The sequence below is a fragment of the Streptococcus sp. Marseille-Q5112 genome (assembly GCF_916700555.1).
Classification (GTDB): Bacteria; Bacillota; Bacilli; order Lactobacillales; family Streptococcaceae; genus Streptococcus; species Streptococcus symci.
The window spans coordinates 145,706-162,635 of record NZ_CAKAKP010000004.1 but is presented as its reverse complement, the minus strand read 5'-3'; the positions used below and the strand labels follow the sequence as shown (position 1 = coordinate 162,635).

Below are 16,930 nucleotides of genomic sequence, written 5' to 3'. Positions count from 1 at the left end.
CTAGTATACATCAGTTCATAGCTAGATGGCAACAATTTACTCTTGCTAAAGTTTCAACCATTATGCTCTCATATACGTATTACAGTTTGAGAGCCAACATATTGACCGTCATACCGGCTGCAGTTCCCATAAGATAGATGACATCTCCCTCCTTAACAAGCCCTTGTTCTAATGAATAAGCCAAGCCAAACGGTACAGATACTGACACCATATTTCCATAATCAGTGACAAGATTGAGATATTGTTCCTCCGCAACACCTAGTTTTTCCATAACTAAAGGAAGGGCACGACTTGCTTGATGGGGAATAATATAGTCCACATCTGACAATGCTAGCTGCGTTTTTTCTTGAAACTCTTCAAACATGACTGGAATTTTACGAGCAGATAAGAGGAGAATTTTCTTACCTTTCATATCAAACATATAGTTGGTCTTAGTCGCTTCAGAGTACTCTTTTGGTTGAAAAGAAGTCAGACCTCCACGAATCTCCGTATCGTGTGCTCCTTCTGACCAAGTACGTTGGAGACTAGCAATGACCCCTTTTTCCTGATGGCTTTTTTGGAAAATAAAGGCTGCCGCCCCATCACTAAAGAGTTCAAAACTTTCTTTTTGCTTAGGATTGAGCCCTAAACTACCAACCTCACTAGACACAATTAAGACACGATTGTATTCGCCTGCCTCGATCAAGTGGGACATAGTCGATAAAGCAGAAATAAAGCTGGTACAGGTCGTATTGATATCCATAGCTGGGATTGAGAGTCCTTTTGCCACGCGCTCATGAATCAAGGCAGCCGTACAAGGAATAGGCTGAACACCAACTGCACTAGCTGATACAAGGCAATCGATATCTTTAATATCTAAGTTTGCATATTCGAGTGCTCTCTGAATTGCTACCTCTGCTAAATCTAACTGCGTTTCTTCATTTTCAACTACACGATAACGCGTCTGGTCTTTGAATTGGACGGTATGCTTTGGAAGGCAAACGCCATATCCTGCAATTTCTATATGTCTTTTTACTTCTGTCATTGTCTTTTATCCTTTCATAAACGTTGGATTCGTTTGAGTTTATGGCTAGTATCCCAGTGATAATCTGAAAATTGAATTTCGGGAACTATAAACTGCTTTTGCTGGGCCAGGAGTTGAAACTGTACTAAAATAGCTGTCTCCATGCTCTCATCTCGTTGGTTTAGACAAACTTCCACTAACTTCTCAGAATATTGTTTGACTTGGTAATCTCCTATATTCTCCACAAAGAGGATGCAACGTCTGATAAAGTCTGGATAGATGGTCACCTGTCCCCCATCCAGTCCATCGAAATAGAAGATGTCGTCAGAGCGTCCTTCGACCTTGTCAATTCGTGTATAGCAGGAGCCACACGGACAAGGCTTTGGATTCTCAACCAAGATATCATTGAGCTGGTAGCGATAAACAGGCTGACTACTTCGTTTAAAGTCCGTAATCACTGGATAAAAACGGCGGTCATCCAGATACTGCTTTTCCACAAAGATAATGTCTTCGTTGAGATGTAGATTGCCAGCTGTGCAAGTGCAAGCTAGGAAACCTTCGGTTGCCTGATAAACTTGGTCAATAATGGATAGAGAAAAGGCTTCTGCGATGAGTTCCCTATCATTATCTTCCAAGATTTCTGCCACCGAAACGATTTTTTGTGGGTGGATAGCTAACTCTCCAGCCTTGAGACGCTTGCTCAATTCAATCAACATAGAGGCTGGTGCCACAACAATCGTCGGCTGGTAGGTATTCAGCCGCTCAATATGGACATCTGTAGGTTTAAAAATATCAAAATACTCCAAACGAATAAGTGCCGTATTGATGGTCTGATAGAGTTCATTATCAGCTCTCAGGAAAAAGGCGATTCGGTGTCCAAAAAGCTGGCCCTTGGGTAACATCTTAGCTAAGATAGCTGCTGCCCACATACTTCGCTCTTTCTCCGTTGTGATAAAAAGCCCCCGATGTCCAGATGTCCCTGAAGACAGTCCGACTGCCACATCGCCTTTGAGTTCAGTGAAATCACGAGTCTTTTCACTTTCAATAGCCAAGGCCAAGGCTTCATCCCGATCTACTCCTTGGGTGTTGAGCTCGTTGAAATGCTCCATCATAAAAGCCTTGTTCATATGGTCAAAGTCGCTAGGAACCCCATTTTTAAAGTAGGGCGACTCTCGCTTTAAAAAGTTCATATAATTAGCTAATTGCTTTTTCTGATAGTTCTCTACAGCTTCTCGAGATTTGAAGTTGTGAAGCCAGCGAGTTTGGACAAAGGTTTTAAGAAAGGTTCCTTTTTTCATATATGATACGTTCTATCCTTTCTACAGGGTCATGGCTAACAACTACTTCAATACCATCTCTCAAGACCTCCTCCAAAAACTCTGTCCCCTTGATATAGTCTGCCTTATTGTCCTGAACCAAGGAAGGAATCAGGAGCATCTGCTTGGTGTAAGGCAAAAGGTCAATTCCCCAACAGAGATCTGCTGCGATGAGGAGATTAAAGTCTGGAAGGTACAGACAAGCTTGCCCCCTTGCATGCCCATCAACAGAAGCTACTAGAATACTTCCATCTCCAAAAAGGTCACTAGTCGGACGATAGGGAAAGGTTGAATCTTGCTGGTCAGCTCTGATAATGGTTAGATTTTTTTCAAAAGAAGCTGGCAAAAATTCCTTGAAAATCAAGTCTTTCAGTGTCGGTTTCTTGTAAACATCATACACTTCCTGAGTCAAGATAAAAGTTGCATGAGGGAAGAAGCTAGCCCCTCCCAAATGATCTGGATGCAGGTGAGATAGGATGATATAATTAATTTCTTCTGGTTTAATTCCCTTAGCTTTCAGCAAATATGAAATCTGGTCCTTCTCCGTCATTTGAACAGGTGTTCCCAAACGATAGAAACCATAACGAATCTGAGTCTTAATATCGTAATGGTAGCCCGTATCATAGAGGAGGTATCCCTTCTCCCTATGTTTGATAAGAAAAACCCCGGCTGGAAAGGTCATCTTTTTATTCTTGATTCCCTTAAATAGCAAACCAGTATAACTCGTGCAATATCCTGCTGGGAAATAATCAATGCTTTCTATAATCTTTGACATACTGTTCAATCCCTTCCGAAATACTGATTTGAGGGCGATAGCCCAAGTCTCGCTCCGCCTTACTAATGTCCAGCGTCTGGCTATACCTCAGCAAGCAATATGTATAGCGTGTCAGAGCCGGCTCACCTTTGAGTTTCAAGATATTATACAGAAACTCTAAACTACTTGCAATAACTGAAAGAAGAGGAGCCGGCACTTTTCTGTATGTTATCGGATAGCCAAGCCCTCTCAAGGTTTCTTCTATCAGATCCTTAAAGGCTCTTGGTTCCCCGTTGGTAATATTATAGACTTCGCCACTAGCTTGAGGAGCCTCTAGAGCCAAGCGAATGGCCAGAGCGACATTTTCCACACAGGTCATGTCCATCAGCTGACGGCCATCCCCTATCAAGGGAATACCAATCTTCTGACTGAGTTCAAGAACCCGAGGTAAAATACTGGTATCCCCAATCCCAAAAAGCCCACGTGGTCGTAAGATAATACTCGGAACATCGGGATAATCCTTAAACAGCTTCTCCGAAGCTAGTTTACTACGAATATAGTTGTTCAGATTATTTTCCTGAGGCGCATCGCTTTCTTTGATAGCTATCTGGTCTCGAGGCGCAGCATATATGCTAGGCGAGGACACATAAACCAAACGCTGAATACCATCCTCTCGACAAGCATCCAGAACATACTTGGTCCCTAAGACATTTGTCTGGTAGAAATCTTCCCAAGGTCCCCAGACGGTAGAAAGAGCTCCAGCATGCACAACCATATCCATACCCTGACAAGCCTGAGTCAGATCCTCTTGCTTGGTAAAATCTCCCTGGATAAATGCCACAGAGGAGTTCTCTAAAGACTGACCAACCTTGCGATTACGTCCAAAAGCTCGTACCTGGTAGCCATGCTGACTAAGCTCTTCAACAACATACTTACCTAGAAAACCCGTAGCACCTGTTACCAATACTTTCTTCATATTTTATTTCTCCTTATCCCCCAAGAGTCGATATATTTCATTCTTGAGGATTTCTGTTGGCTGGTAGTCTTGAGCTACACGACTGAGTTTGTTCAAGTCTGACCAGCCATCTCTAGCCAATAGCTCATCAAAAGCGCGTCCAATCGCTTCCGTGTCCTCTCGTTTAGCAGTCAGGGCAATCCCTGCCTCTAGCCCGCGAACCGCATAGTCATACTGATCATAGTCATGAGGGAGAATTAAGGCAGGCTTGCCATAGATAATACATTGGTAAAAAATACCCGCACCTCCGTGATGAATCACATAGTCCATCTGGGGAATGTATTCCTTATAGGGAAGATAGGATACTACAGAAACATTGTCCATGAGCTCCTCACATTGGAAGTCTTGTCCACCAAACCCCAGAGTCACAAAAAAGTAACAGTCAGGATGGGCTTTTGCCAATTGTTGGGTCTGGTAGAGGAGGTTATCTTTAGCCCACGCTAGCTGAGTTCCACAGGATACGAGGACTTTTTTATAACTTGCATAGGGAGACAAATCGAGAGGATAATTCTCTGCTCTCTCGATCGAAGAGCCAAAAGGCCCCACCCAAAGGTAATGCTCTGGAAAACCACTTTTCAGCTCCAACTCTTTCATCCCAATTCCCAAGATGGAATAGGGTGAATAAATAGTTTCCTGATTTTTTTGATTGTAGAGCTTAAAATCGTAACGTTTCAAGCGTTCTCTCAATAAAAAGGTTACGATTCGTTTTCCTAAACGAGTCCCTTTTCTTCCTAGCCATTGCTGGGCAAACTGAAAAGGATTCTTTGGACTGCCCATTCCTCCAAAGAAACAAGGCGGTCCATCTGTCGTTTCAATGGCAAACTGTGTCGCCATGGTTGTTATCCAAGGAATTCCCAACTGTTCCGCCACTAGTCCTCCAGAGAGGGTTATAAAATCCGCAATAACAATATCTGGTCGATTTTTCTCCCATTCTTGTATTAGTTGGTCTGACACTACATTGATCAAATCCAGACTAGCTGACAACTGCCGATAAGCAGAAATAAGATTTAGCCGCCCTTCATTGTTGGCTACACGCTCAAACTCATCTACAAAATTTTCTAAAATAGGAAGTACCTGGAATCCCATCTCCTCTGCGACAGCTTTTCGTTGCGGTCCTGTGAATAATCGAATATCATACAAAGGATCCTTCAACAAAGGTGCGAGTAAATTCAGGGCTGGGAAGAGATGTCCACTTAAAGGGAGTACTACCACGTCGATTTTGATTCTCTTCATAAATCTAGCATAACAAATTTTTTTAAAAAGAACTACTCAAAAAGAGTACCACTCCTAAAAGTGGAACTTATATTTAAGGAAAAGGAATGAATCTTGTATGAGACCCATTCCTTTATGTTTATAATCTATCTAACTTTTATCGAGTAATACATCAAATATCTTTCATCTTATCGGAATTTTTGATAAATAAGCTTTACTTAGATAAAACAATGCGATCAGACGCTTCTCTATCCATATCGTCAATAATCATCTGATTTCCATTAATTGTATAAATCTTGGCATCATCCCCAATAATCATGCGTTGATTGGCGGCATCGAAGCTAACCTGCTTGATTTCTTGATCTCCGTCAGTTTCTACCTGTGTCCATGTACCAGTTGTTCCAGTTACCACTAAAGTGATACGGTCTCCTTCGTCCTGACCGGTATAAGTTCCATCAATATTGGTTGGTTGAGCTGTAACTGTATTTTGTGGAGAACTTGTTGCTGTCTGGTTTGAATTTTCTGCTGAAGATGAAGCAGCAGGTTGTGATTGCTGAGTTTGTTGAGTTTGCGATTGAGCTGCTGGTTGTTGAACTTGTTGAGCTCTTTGTGAACAAGCTACTAGGAGACTAAGACTTGCTAGAGAAGCAAGAGAAAGTGTGAATCTTTTTAATTTCATGATGAATTTCCTTTCTGCTACCAATTTAGAGAATGTTTCTTCTAACTGGTAGTTCCACTAGTATAACAAGTTCAAAAAAGGAGGTCAATTCATCTGCTCATGGGCCAGCAAGTAGCCCCGTACTTCTGAGATAAAATAGAGAGACCCTGTAATGAATAACAAGTCTTGAGTATCTGCTCTTGCTTCAAAATTGCTAATAAATTCGCGATAAGAAGGAATTACATCGTAACCTGTTATATCTGTCTCATCTAAAGAACCCTGATAATCAAAGCCAGTTACCTTGAGTTCCACCTGAGGCAAATTTTCAGTCAGATAAGCCAACATCCCTTGATAATCCTTACGTTTCAAGGCTCCAAATAGGATTTGAGGACGATAACCTTCCTGCTCTTTTTCTTTGATAAATTCAATCAAGCGATTCAAGGCAGGGAGGTTATGAGCACCGTCCAAATAAATCTGAGAACGAATACGCTCCAAACGACCAGCCCAATGGGTCTTCTCCAAAGCCTGTCTTACAGCCTGCTCATCAATAGATTCCTTTCCTTCTCTCATAAAGAGAAGAAAAGTTTGCAACGCCAAAGCCGCATTCTCCTGCTGATAGGCTCCTTCCAAGCCTATTTTCAGCTGTGAAATATTTAGTAAAGAACTTGAAAAATCACCATTCAGCATTGAAAAATCCTGACCTGCCTGATAAAGGGCAACAGCTAAAGAGTCTGCTTTTTTCTGACAAACAAGCCTAGCTTCTGAAGGCAACTCAGCAATCACTGCCTTTTTACCAGCCTTAAAAATACCAGCTTTCTGCTCTGCAATTGCTACTATACTGTCACCCAGAGTCTCCTGATGGTCAAGCCCGATGGAGGTTATGACAGCAAGCTCTCCAGTTACCACATTAGTCGTGTCAAGTAAGCCGCCAATTCCCACTTCTAATAAAACCAAATCCACCTCTCGCTCTCTAAAATAAAGAAAAGCAATCAAGGTCAGCAATTCAAAAAAGGACAACTGGTCATGAGTTTGCAGAAGCGATTTCTCCATCTCCTTGACCTGATTAGCCAAACGGATAAAGTCTGCGTCTGCTATAGGTTGTCCATTAATGCAGATTCGGTCATTGATGGAGATGATATGAGGGGAGGTAAAGGTCGCAACTTTTTTGCCATGCCCCATAAATAACTCCCTCATAAAAGCAATGGTAGATCCTTTCCCATTAGTCCCAGTGACGTGGATAATAGGATAAGACTTCTCAGGATTCCCCAACAAATCCACCGCTTGTTGCATTCGGCTCAAACCTGATCGAAAATTCAAACCAATCCGACTGTGAAGCCATTCTTCTACTTCAAACATATATATCTCCTTGACAAAAGTCCAATCAATTACCACATCAAAGCATGATGACTAATAAAAACAAGGCCAGGATTTTCTTCCCGACCTCTAACCTGGTTAGCTAATAACTAGCTACTATGAATATTAACTTGGGCTAAAAACATCCACTGGATGTTCCAACTCTTCCCAATTTCTGGGAGTTGGGGTGATACAGTCTCCCAGACGTTCCTGCGTTTCTAATTTCTGGCGCAGGGCTAAACACGTCCCCCGGATGTTCCAACTCTTCTAATTTCTAGGAGTTGGGGTGATACAGTCTCCCAGACTGTATCACTCCTCCATAAAGCTGTTGAAGACTTCTTCAATCATGTTCCATTCGTCTTCTGAGTCTTCTGGGATTGGTTGCAATTCGCCTTCTGTTCCATCTTCGTTTTCGATGAATGAGTAAGCTTGGATTTCAACTTGTCCGTCTTCGTCTTCTTCTGCGTTAACTGGTACTAGAAGAACATAGTTTTTACCAAATTCTTCTTTTCCGTCAATGGTCAAAAGGATTTCAAACAAGGTTTCATTTCCTTGCTCATCTACTAGTGTGATTAATTCACGTTCTTCGTGGTCGTGGTTATGATCGTGTGACATAGCCTCTCCTTTGTATTAAAATTTTCTATCTAAATAATTTTGTAAAATCAGCTGAGCAGCTAACTTATCAATAACTTTCTTACGCTTATTACGGCTAATATCTGCTTGTTCAATCAACATGCGCTCTGCGGCAACTGTTGTCAAGCGTTCATCTTGATAGTCTACTGGTAAACCAAAAAGCTCTTCTAACTTTGCTCCGTAGGCTTGACTAGCTTCCACGCGCGGTCCGCTTGTATTGTTCATGTTTTTAGGCAAGCCCACTACAAATCGTTCCACCTTGTAAGTATCAACCAACTCTTTAACGCGGTCAAAACCAAATTGGCCTTGTTCCTCATTGATTTGGATGATTTCAAGTCCTTGAGCTGTAAAACCGAGCGGATCGCTAATGGCCACCCCTACCGTTTTTGAACCGACGTCCAATCCCATAATTCTCATAGATTATAGATCGACTCCTTGTCCTTTTAGGTAGTAACGAACCAATTCCTCAACGATTTCATCACGCTCATACTTACGGATTTGATTTCGTGCATTATTATAACGAGGAACGTAGGCAGGGTCTCCACTCAATACGTAACCTACGATTTGGTTGATTGGGTTGTAGCCCTTATCGTTCAACGAAGCATAAACATCAGTCAGAGTTTCGCTAATTTCTTTTTTATTGGAATCGTCCAATTTAAAACGTACTGTTTCTTCAGTAAATCCCATTCTAACACCCTCTTTCCTTAGAATACTACCATTATAGCATAATTCCTTACGTTCTACAATTCAGGCAGTCTATTTATTTGGATTTTCTACTGTTCTGTCGCACCGTTTGCCAATCTGTCTGCTACATATTGACTCGGTTCATTTTTCAAAAGATTTTCCAAGCCAATATTCTTTAGATATTCAACCTGTGAAGCTTTTTTGATATCTAAAACCTGAAAATCATAAGTAGTTGTTGTTTGAATTTCTGTTTTACTTAGTAGCTTCGTCTCAAGTGTAAAACCTGGCAACTTGCGTGCTTCCTGAATCGAGGTATCTTTACCTTCAGCTTCAATGAGGGCTTTTTGAGTAGCCTCTACACCATGCTCAGTTACAAAAGTCTTCAATTCATCGGTAACTGGTCTTTTTTGAATAATAGTCAAACTTAAAAATTGTTTTCCTTTATATGTGACCGTTTGAATCTGCTGGCTGCCATCATCTGACTTTGGCAAGACCAAAGTCTTGGTCACAACTGTATTCTTCTCGGCATTCTCTAGGACAGGTAACGTTGACTGTAACGTCTTAGATTCACTACTAGAGGACGCAGTTGTCGCTTTTTTTTGCCCACATCCAGCAAGCAGGAAAAGTAGTGCAAAACTTGTAATTAGTATTTTTTTCATAATTCCTCACATCATTTTTGAATTAAAAGAGCAAACAAGGCTAGGAAGCACTCCCAGCCTTGATGTTTATAGAGCTGCACGCAAACGTGCTTCTGCATTTTCTACATTACGGACAGAGCGTGGTAGGAAGGCACGAATATCGTCTTCCTTATAGCCAACTTGCAGGCGTTTTTCATCTACAAGGATTGGGCTCTTTAAAATTCTCGGTGTTTCCATAATCAGATTGAGAACTTCGTTGACACTCAAATCTTCAATATCCACTCCAAGGGCTTTGGCATAGCGATTTTTAGACGAAACGATGCTGGCTATTCCGTTATCTGTTTTGGTTAGAATATCCAGTAATTCTTCTCTCGTAATTCCTTCTTTACCAAGGTTTTGTTCTTTATAACTTAACTGGTGGGCATTGAGCCAGGTTTTTGCTTTTTTACAGCTAGTACAACTTGAGACTGTATAAATTTTAATCATGTACCTACCCCTTTCGCTACATGTTACTATCAGTTTAGTCTATTATACCATAAAAAACATCCGACTTGCGACCTATTTTTAAATTTTTTTGACTTTTTTCGTTATTTTCGTACTTTTTTCTTGACAAAATGAAATTTACAGCCATTCTTTATATTTCTTGATATAGATTTTTTTCACAATTGTCACGCTAATCATGTACAAAATGATGATGAAAAGCAAAAAGATGAAATAGATCGGCTTCAAAGGAGTTAGATGAAGAAGGCTAGCTAGTGGACTGTAGGGAAGGAAGGTCACAAAGGCTGCAGCCAATAAGGTTGTCACAAGGACTAGCCAAGCTGGACGACTTTGTAAAAAAGGAATTTTGGCTGAACGCAACATATGGATAACCATAGTCTGCGACCACATGGACTCGATAAACCAACCTGTCTGAAACAAGACAATAAATCCTACGGCAGACTCCGCTCCATGGACATAAGCTTGACCTGTTGTCATGGGTACAATGATAAAATAGAGCAAAATAAAGGTCAAAATATCAAAGGCAGAAGAGATAGGTCCCATCCAAATCATGAAACGTGTGATGGACTTAGCTTCCCAGGTATGCGGATTTATCAAAAAATCTTTATCCACCTTGTCAAAAGGCAAGGCAATACAAGACAAATCATAGACTAGATTTAGGATAATTAAATGGACTGGAGCCATCGGTAAAAATGGTAAAAAGATTCCAGAAACCAAAAGGGATAAGATATTCCCAAAATTAGAACTCACTGTCATTTTGATATATTTGGTCATATTGGCATAGACCTTACGACCTTCAACAAGTCCTTTTTCCAGCACCATGAGATCCTTATCAAGTAGGATAACATCAGCTGTTTCTTTGGCAATATCTACTGCTGTATCAACAGAAATCCCCACATCTGCAACTTTCATAGAAGGAGCATCATTGATCCCATCTCCCATATAGCCAACAGCATGACCATTAGCCTTAAATTGCAAAATAATTCGTGCTTTTTGGTCAGGAGAAAGTTTGGCAAAGACGGTTACCTCCTCTACGGCTTGGGCCAATTCTTGATCACTCATCTGATCAATTTCAGATCCTAACAACATCTGATTGATATCCAAACCAACCTTTTCACAGACTGCTTGGGTAACTTTTTCGTTGTCTCCCGTCAAAATCTTTGTTTGAACCCCATGCTCTAACAGAGCCTTAATTGCTGGTGCTGCAGATGGTTTAGGAGGATCTAGGAAGGCTAAATAACCAGTTAGAATCATATCCCCTTCATCATCAACTGTATAGGTATGACCTTCCCTCAAACCTGACTTATAGGCCACTCCTAAGACACGCAAACCTTGTTGATTTAGTTGTCTGACTTCTGCTAAAATTTCTTCTCTAATAACATCTGTCAAAGGAGTAATCACTCCTTGGTATTCCGCATAACTGGAAATCGTCAACATTTCCTCTAGGGCACCCTTGGTTACCAAACTAACAACTTCGTGTTCATCCTTAACGATAACACTCATCCGTCTACGTTCAAAATCAAAGGGAAGCTCATCTATTTTTTGAAAAGTTTGAGCCAGATTTTGCAAGAGGGCGTGTTCTTTGGCTTCCTTTTCAGTCCGTTTGATGATGGCTCTGTCCATCAAATTTTTCAAGCCCGTTTGAAAATAAGAATTGAGATAAGCTCGTCTCAAGACGGTCAAATCCAAGCGTCCGTGGATATCCAAGGGATATTCAAGGACAATTTCGTCTTGGGTTAGAGTTCCTGTCTTATCTGTACACAAAATATCAATCGCCCCTAAGTCCTGTATGGCATTGAGTTTCTTGATAACCACTTTTTCCTTGGCCATAATGATGGAGCCTTTTGCTAGACTGGCCGTGATAATCATAGGAAGCATCTCAGGTGTCAAGCCAACACCAACACTCAAAGCAAATACGCCAGCTTCCAACCAGTCGCCATCTGTTAAACCATTGGACAAGAAAACGATGGGCACCATGACCAGCATCAAACGAATCAAGAGCCACGAAATACTATTCATTTCTCGCTCAAACGAAGTAGGCTCGTCATAGGTGTTCAAAGTCTGCTCAATGGCCCCCATCATGGTAGCATCACCAACCGCCAAAACCACGGCCTTAGCACTACCAGACAAGACATTGGTTCCCATAAAGGCGAGCGCTTCTGCTTCCAGCAGACTATCAGATTGTTGAACTGTTGCCTTGGTCAAGGCCAATTTTTCAACCGATTCACTTTCACCTGTCAAGCCCGACTGTTGTACAAAGAAATCGCGCGACTCAAATAAAAGAAGATCTGCTGGAATCATGTCTCCAGCGCTTAATTTAACCACGTCACCTACTACCAAATCATCGATAGGTACTTCTTGAACTTCTCCTTGACGAATGACAGTCGCTGTGTTAATAATCATTTTTGAAAGATTGGTCGCAGCCTTATCACTACGGAGTTCTTGGACAAAGCGTATGCCACCAGAAATGAGGACTAGGACAACGATGATAATGGAAGTCGTCGGATCCTCTTGACCTGATTTTGCCAACCAGACATTGGTCACCAAGGAAATCACGGCGATGACCAGCAAGATGATTGTAAAAGGATTGATAATGGATTCGTAAATCTTTTTGAGGATACTGTCTTCTTGACCCTTTGTGATGGTATTTTCGCCATATAGGTCACGATTTTTCTCCACCTGCTCCTCAGTCAATCCTGTTAGACTTGTCTTATAAAAAGATAGAGTTTCGTTTAAAGATGTATGAATAGCTGTTGCTAATCTTTCTTTTGTAGTTTTCATTGGTTTCTCCTATCTGTATGAATGATGTGTTTCATACACAGAGACCAATCACTTTATAAGGGCAGAACGACACAAATCAGCGATTGGCTGTGTATGCGCGGTTCCGGATGGTCGTCAATTTGCATCGTCTGTCTCCTTTCTTTGTTTTAAACAGTAGAAAATCCTACCATAAAATGGCAGGATTAAAAAACTAATTATCTGTTTTTCGTTCAAGCTTTAACTCCATAGGGCAATGAAATGAGCTTAGTCTTGGCCTTCGCGACCAGGACTGTTGACCAACGAGTAGTGTCTCCACTGCTTTGCGGTAGTCATCCGTATCCCTATGGTAGCCTCACCTACCGTTTTCATTTTTCAGTATAAACCTTTAAAATTTAAAAGTCAATCATTTGAGTTGTTTAACTCTTAAATGACTATCAACTCTTTTGGAGCTAGGGTCAACAATTCACAACCTGTTTCTGTAATCAAGATATCATCCTCGATACGAACACCATATTTACCTTCAATATAAATACCTGGCTCGTCTGTCAAGGCCATACCTGCCTTAATAGTTTCTGTAGAAGTCTGGCTAAAGTAAGGCTCTTCATGAATATCCAGTCCAATACCGTGTCCGATACCGTGAGTAAAGTAGTCGCCATAGCCTGCTTCGATGATAATATCACGAGGAATTTTGTCAAAGTCACGGAAACCTAATCCTGCCTTAGCCTGGTCAATCAAGGTCTGGTTGGCTTTCAGAACTGTATTGTAAATCTCTGCCTGCTCGTCGCTGACATGCCCCAGATAGATAGTCCGGGTCATATCGCTGACATAGTGGTCATAAAGGCAACCGAAGTCCATGGTAATAGCTTCTCCCAACTCAACTGGTTTGTGCATAGGATGGGCATGGGGTTTGGAAGAGTTGATTCCACTAGCTAGAATCGTATCAAAAGACAAGCCAGATGCTCCCAACTCACGCATGCGGAAGTCAAGGAAGTTGGCAATCTCAATTTCAGTCTTTCCTGGCTTAATAAAGTCAAGCGCATCGCGGAAAGCTTGGTCTGAGATAGAACAAGCTTTGCGAATAGCTGCAATCTCCGCTTCATCCTTAATCATACGAAGGCCTTCAACAAACTGAGTTTGTGGAAGCAAGTCAATTCCTTCAAAGGCTGCCTGCATACGGTGGTAATAAGATACTGAAATCTCATCCTCAAAACCGATTCGAGACAAGCCCATATCCTTAACAATGCCTGCAATGACAGCCAATTCATCACGATCAGCCACAATCTCAAACCCACTGGTTTCTTGCTTAGCTGCAATGATATAGCGAGAGTCTGTCACCAAGACCTGACGATCACGACTGATGAAGACTGTTCCGTTTGAGCCCCAAAAACCAGTCAAATAATAGACGTTTTTAAGATTGTTGATGATAATTCCATCTAGTTCTTTTTCTTGCATTTTAGCGAGAAATGCTTGTACACGTTTATTCATGATGTAACTTTCCTTTCAAATACTGTCCTGTGTAGCTGGCTTCATTGGCCGCTACTTCTTCTGGAGTTCCTGTTGCGATGATGGTTCCACCACCGACACCGCCCTCAGGTCCCAAGTCAATAATATGGTCTGCTGTCTTGATAACGTCTAAATTGTGTTCAATAACGAGGACTGTATTGCCATCGTCGACAAAGCGAGCCAAGACTTTAAGTAAGCGAGCGATGTCCTCAGTATGCAGCCCTGTCGTCGGCTCGTCCAGAATGTAGAAAGATTTTCCTGTCGATCGTTTGTGAAGTTCACTAGCCAGTTTCATACGCTGGGCTTCTCCTCCAGAAAGTGTGGTAGCTGGTTGCCCTAGCGTCACATAGCCTAGCCCTACATCCTTGATGGTCTGAAGTTTGCGTTGAATCTTTGGAATGTGTTGGAAGAATTCTACCGCATCGTTGACGGTCATATCCAAGACCTGCGAGATATTCTTTTCCTTGTAGTGAACTTCTAGGGTTTCACTATTGTAGCGGGTTCCGTGGCAGACCTCACAAGCCACGTAAACATCTGGCAAGAAGTGCATCTCAATCTTGATAATTCCATCACCTGAGCAGGCTTCACAACGACCACCCTTGACGTTGAAACTGAAACGACCCTTCTTGTAGCCTCGAATCTTGGCTTCATTTGTTTGAGCAAAGAGGTCACGTATATCGTCAAAAACTCCTGTATAGGTAGCTGGGTTGGACCTCGGCGTTCGTCCGATCGGGCTCTGGTCAATGTCAATCAATCGATCTACATGCTCAATCCCTGTAATAGTCTTAAATTTACCAGGTTTGTCTGAATTACGGTTGAGCTTCTGGGCAATGGCTTTTTTGAGGATACTATTGATTAGGGTAGATTTACCTGAACCTGATACCCCTGTCACTGCGATGAATTTTCCTAGTGGGAAGCGAGCTGTGACATTTTGCAGGTTGTTCTCACGCGCACCTGTCACCTCGATAAAACGGCCATTTCCGGTACGGCGCTCTTCTGGCACTGGAATGGCACGTTTGCCTGACAAGTACTGGCCTGTGATAGACTTACTATTACGAGCTACCTGTTTGGGCGTACCTGCCGCAATAATCTCCCCACCAAAAACACCTGCACCAGGACCAACGTCAATCAGATAATCAGCCTCACGCATGGTATCTTCGTCATGTTCCACCACGATAAGAGTATTGCCCAAGTCACGCATCTTTTTCAGGCTGGCAATCAGGCGGTCATTATCCCTCTGGTGAAGACCGATTGACGGCTCGTCTAGAATATAAAGAACACCTGATAGGTTAGAACCAATCTGGGTCGCCAAGCGAATACGCTGACTTTCCCCACCTGAAAGAGTTCCTGCCGAACGTGACAGGGTCAGATAGTTAAGACCCACGTTATTAAGGAAAGTCAAACGGTCCTTGATTTCCTTGAGAATGGGCCGAGCAATGATGGCTTCATTTTCAGAAAGAGTCAACTGACTGACTAATTCCAAGTGATCTGCGATAGACAGGTCTGAAATTTCTCCGATATGTAGCCCGTTCTCGCCACCCACACGGACAGACAAGGCCTGGTCATTGAGACGATAGCCGTGACAGGTTCCGCAAGTCAGCTCATTCATGTAGAGGCGCATCTGGGTGCGGGTGTAATCGCTGTTTGTCTCGTGATAGCGACGCTTGATATTATTGACAATTCCCTCAAAAGGAATGTCAATATCGCGCACACCACCAAATTCATTCTCATAGTGGAAATGGAATTCCTTGCCATCTGACCCATAGAGAATCAAGTTCGTATCCTCTTCTGACAAGTCCTCAAAAGGCTTATCCATATCCACTCCAAAGGCTGTCATAGCCTGCTCTAGCATATTTGGATAGTAGTTGGATGAGATAGGATTCCAAGGTGCTAGCGCCCCCTCACGTAAGGTTTTGCTGGCATCTGGTACTACCAAATCAGTATCCACCTCCAGCTTGATGCCCAAGCCATCACACTCACTACAAGAGCCAAAAGGAGCATTGAATGAGAAGAGACGTGGCTCTAACTCTGGGACAGTAAAACCACAGACTGGACAGGCATAATGCTCAGAGAAGAGCAACTCAGAGTCGTCCATAGTGTCGATAATCACATAACCTTCTGCGATACGAAGGGCAGCCTCAATAGAATCAAAGAGGCGACTACGAATACCCTCCTTGATAACAATACGGTCAACCACGACATCAATATTGTGTTGCTTGCTCTTAGACAACTCTGGCACTTCGGTCACATCATATACTTCCCCATCCACACGGACACGGACATAACCGTCTTTCTGAATCTTTTCAATAACGCTCTTGTGCTGTCCTTTTTTCTTGCGGATGACAGGGGCCAAAATCTGCAAGCGCTGGCGTTCAGGCAATTCTAAAACCTTATCCACGATTTGCTCCACAGAAGAAGCCTTGATAGCTCCATGCCCGTTGATACAGTAAGGCGTCCCCACACGTGCGTAGAGGAGACGCAGATAGTCATTGATTTCAGTCGTGGTTCCAACCGTCGAGCGAGGGTTTTTACTAGTCGTTTTCTGGTCGATAGAAATAGCTGGGCTGAGACCATCAATAGCATCTACATCAGGCTTCTCCATATTCCCCAAGAACTGACGAGCATAGGCTGACAAACTCTCCACATAGCGACGTTGTCCCTCCGCATAGAGGGTATCAAAGGCCAGACTGGATTTCCCTGAACCTGACAAACCAGTCACAACAACTAGCTTGTCTCGTGGAATCTCCACATCAATATTTTTTAAATTATGGGCACGCGCCCCATGAATGACAATTTTATCTTGCATTTTTGTTCTTTCTAGTCCATTATTGCTTACCATTATACCAAAAAAAGTGAGATTCTATTACCCAAAAGGCTGAATTTATAGTATAATAGTACGG

15 protein-coding genes and 1 riboswitch are annotated in these 16,930 nt (G+C 42.3%); all 15 genes read right to left on the bottom strand.

Annotated elements, in window-relative coordinates; translation table 11 throughout:
• Positions 1-79 precede the first annotated feature (79 nt).
• Complete coding sequence (locus tag LG372_RS03995; RefSeq protein ID WP_042751749.1) at positions 80-1,024, bottom strand: 3-oxoacyl-[acyl-carrier-protein] synthase III C-terminal domain-containing protein; 945 nt, start codon at positions 1,022-1,024, stop codon at positions 80-82.
• Between the two features lie 14 nt (positions 1,025-1,038).
• Positions 1,039-2,301, bottom strand: a complete 1,263-nt coding sequence (locus LG372_RS03990) for a F390 synthetase-related protein (RefSeq protein ID WP_225742188.1) — start codon at positions 2,299-2,301, stop codon at positions 1,039-1,041.
• Positions 2,279-3,094, bottom strand: coding sequence for an MBL fold metallo-hydrolase (locus LG372_RS03985; RefSeq protein WP_042751751.1), 816 nt, complete (start codon positions 3,092-3,094; stop codon positions 2,279-2,281). Before LG372_RS03985 ends, LG372_RS03990 begins: the two co-directional genes overlap by 23 nt.
• On the bottom strand, positions 3,069-4,049 hold the full coding sequence (locus tag LG372_RS03980; protein WP_125430523.1) for an NAD-dependent epimerase/dehydratase family protein: 981 nt from the start codon (positions 4,047-4,049) through the stop codon (positions 3,069-3,071). Before LG372_RS03980 ends, LG372_RS03985 begins: the two co-directional genes overlap by 26 nt.
• A 3-nt stretch (positions 4,050-4,052) precedes the next feature.
• Positions 4,053-5,321, bottom strand: a complete 1,269-nt coding sequence (locus LG372_RS03975) for a glycosyltransferase (RefSeq protein WP_225742187.1) — start codon at positions 5,319-5,321, stop codon at positions 4,053-4,055.
• A gap of 193 nt (positions 5,322-5,514) precedes the next feature.
• Complete coding sequence (locus LG372_RS03970) at positions 5,515-5,979, bottom strand: SP_0198 family lipoprotein (RefSeq protein WP_125851540.1); 465 nt, start codon at positions 5,977-5,979, stop codon at positions 5,515-5,517.
• Positions 5,980-6,063: 84 nt separating this feature from the next.
• Positions 6,064-7,314, bottom strand: a complete 1,251-nt coding sequence (locus LG372_RS03965; RefSeq protein WP_225742186.1) for a folylpolyglutamate synthase/dihydrofolate synthase family protein — start codon at positions 7,312-7,314, stop codon at positions 6,064-6,066.
• A 306-nt stretch (positions 7,315-7,620) separates the two neighbouring features.
• Positions 7,621-7,926 (bottom strand): DUF1292 domain-containing protein, encoded by a 306-nt coding sequence (locus LG372_RS03960; protein ID WP_000017620.1) that lies wholly within the window; start codon positions 7,924-7,926, stop codon positions 7,621-7,623.
• Positions 7,927-7,941: 15 nt separating this feature from the next.
• Positions 7,942-8,361, bottom strand: coding sequence for a Holliday junction resolvase RuvX (ruvX, locus tag LG372_RS03955; protein WP_004239076.1), 420 nt, complete (start codon positions 8,359-8,361; stop codon positions 7,942-7,944).
• A gap of 3 nt (positions 8,362-8,364) precedes the next feature.
• Positions 8,365-8,631, bottom strand: coding sequence for an IreB family regulatory phosphoprotein (locus LG372_RS03950; protein ID WP_000507059.1), 267 nt, complete (start codon positions 8,629-8,631; stop codon positions 8,365-8,367).
• An 86-nt stretch (positions 8,632-8,717) separates the two neighbouring features.
• Positions 8,718-9,287: an SP0191 family lipoprotein gene (locus LG372_RS03945; RefSeq protein WP_225742185.1), complete on the bottom strand. Its 570-nt coding sequence runs from the start codon at positions 9,285-9,287 to the stop codon at positions 8,718-8,720.
• 66 nt (positions 9,288-9,353) lie between these two features.
• Positions 9,354-9,752: a transcriptional regulator Spx gene (gene spx / locus LG372_RS03940; protein WP_000591165.1), complete on the bottom strand. Its 399-nt coding sequence runs from the start codon at positions 9,750-9,752 to the stop codon at positions 9,354-9,356.
• A gap of 135 nt (positions 9,753-9,887) precedes the next feature.
• Positions 9,888-12,548, bottom strand: coding sequence for a magnesium-translocating P-type ATPase (mgtA, locus tag LG372_RS03935; RefSeq protein ID WP_225742184.1), 2,661 nt, complete (start codon positions 12,546-12,548; stop codon positions 9,888-9,890).
• Between the two features lie 193 nt (positions 12,549-12,741).
• A riboswitch (M-box (ykoK) riboswitch) is annotated at positions 12,742-12,898 on the bottom strand.
• Between the two features lie 52 nt (positions 12,899-12,950).
• Positions 12,951-14,012 carry a M24 family metallopeptidase gene (locus LG372_RS03930; protein ID WP_225742183.1) on the bottom strand — a complete coding sequence of 354 codons (1,062 nt, stop codon included), beginning with the start codon at positions 14,010-14,012 and terminating at the stop codon, positions 12,951-12,953.
• Positions 14,005-16,836, bottom strand: coding sequence for an excinuclease ABC subunit UvrA (uvrA, locus tag LG372_RS03925; protein ID WP_225742182.1), 2,832 nt, complete (start codon positions 16,834-16,836; stop codon positions 14,005-14,007). The genes LG372_RS03930 and uvrA overlap by 8 nt, the downstream gene beginning before the upstream one ends.
• Positions 16,837-16,930 lie beyond the last annotated feature (94 nt).

What these genes read in the sequence shown, in the direction of transcription:
- LG372_RS03995 (WP_042751749.1), bottom strand. Translation starts at nt 1,024, where the DNA reads ATGACAGAAGTAAAAAGACATATAGAAATTGCAGGATATGGCGTTTGC.
- LG372_RS03990 (WP_225742188.1), bottom strand. Translation starts at nt 2,301, where the DNA reads ATGAAAAAAGGAACCTTTCTTAAAACCTTTGTCCAAACTCGCTGGCTT.
- LG372_RS03985 (WP_042751751.1), bottom strand. Translation starts at nt 3,094, where the DNA reads ATGTCAAAGATTATAGAAAGCATTGATTATTTCCCAGCAGGATATTGC.
- LG372_RS03980 (WP_125430523.1), bottom strand. Translation starts at nt 4,049, where the DNA reads ATGAAGAAAGTATTGGTAACAGGTGCTACGGGTTTTCTAGGTAAGTAT.
- LG372_RS03975 (WP_225742187.1), bottom strand. Translation starts at nt 5,321, where the DNA reads ATGAAGAGAATCAAAATCGACGTGGTAGTACTCCCTTTAAGTGGACAT.
- LG372_RS03970 (WP_125851540.1), bottom strand. Translation starts at nt 5,979, where the DNA reads ATGAAATTAAAAAGATTCACACTTTCTCTTGCTTCTCTAGCAAGTCTT.
- LG372_RS03965 (WP_225742186.1), bottom strand. Translation starts at nt 7,314, where the DNA reads ATGTTTGAAGTAGAAGAATGGCTTCACAGTCGGATTGGTTTGAATTTT.
- LG372_RS03960 (WP_000017620.1), bottom strand. Translation starts at nt 7,926, where the DNA reads ATGTCACACGATCATAACCACGACCACGAAGAACGTGAATTAATCACA.
- ruvX (WP_004239076.1), bottom strand. Translation starts at nt 8,361, where the DNA reads ATGAGAATTATGGGATTGGACGTCGGTTCAAAAACGGTAGGGGTGGCC.
- LG372_RS03950 (WP_000507059.1), bottom strand. Translation starts at nt 8,631, where the DNA reads ATGGGATTTACTGAAGAAACAGTACGTTTTAAATTGGACGATTCCAAT.
- LG372_RS03945 (WP_225742185.1), bottom strand. Translation starts at nt 9,287, where the DNA reads ATGAAAAAAATACTAATTACAAGTTTTGCACTACTTTTCCTGCTTGCT.
- spx (WP_000591165.1), bottom strand. Translation starts at nt 9,752, where the DNA reads ATGATTAAAATTTATACAGTCTCAAGTTGTACTAGCTGTAAAAAAGCA.
- mgtA (WP_225742184.1), bottom strand. Translation starts at nt 12,548, where the DNA reads ATGAAAACTACAAAAGAAAGATTAGCAACAGCTATTCATACATCTTTA.
- LG372_RS03930 (WP_225742183.1), bottom strand. Translation starts at nt 14,012, where the DNA reads ATGAATAAACGTGTACAAGCATTTCTCGCTAAAATGCAAGAAAAAGAA.
- uvrA (WP_225742182.1), bottom strand. Translation starts at nt 16,836, where the DNA reads ATGCAAGATAAAATTGTCATTCATGGGGCGCGTGCCCATAATTTAAAA.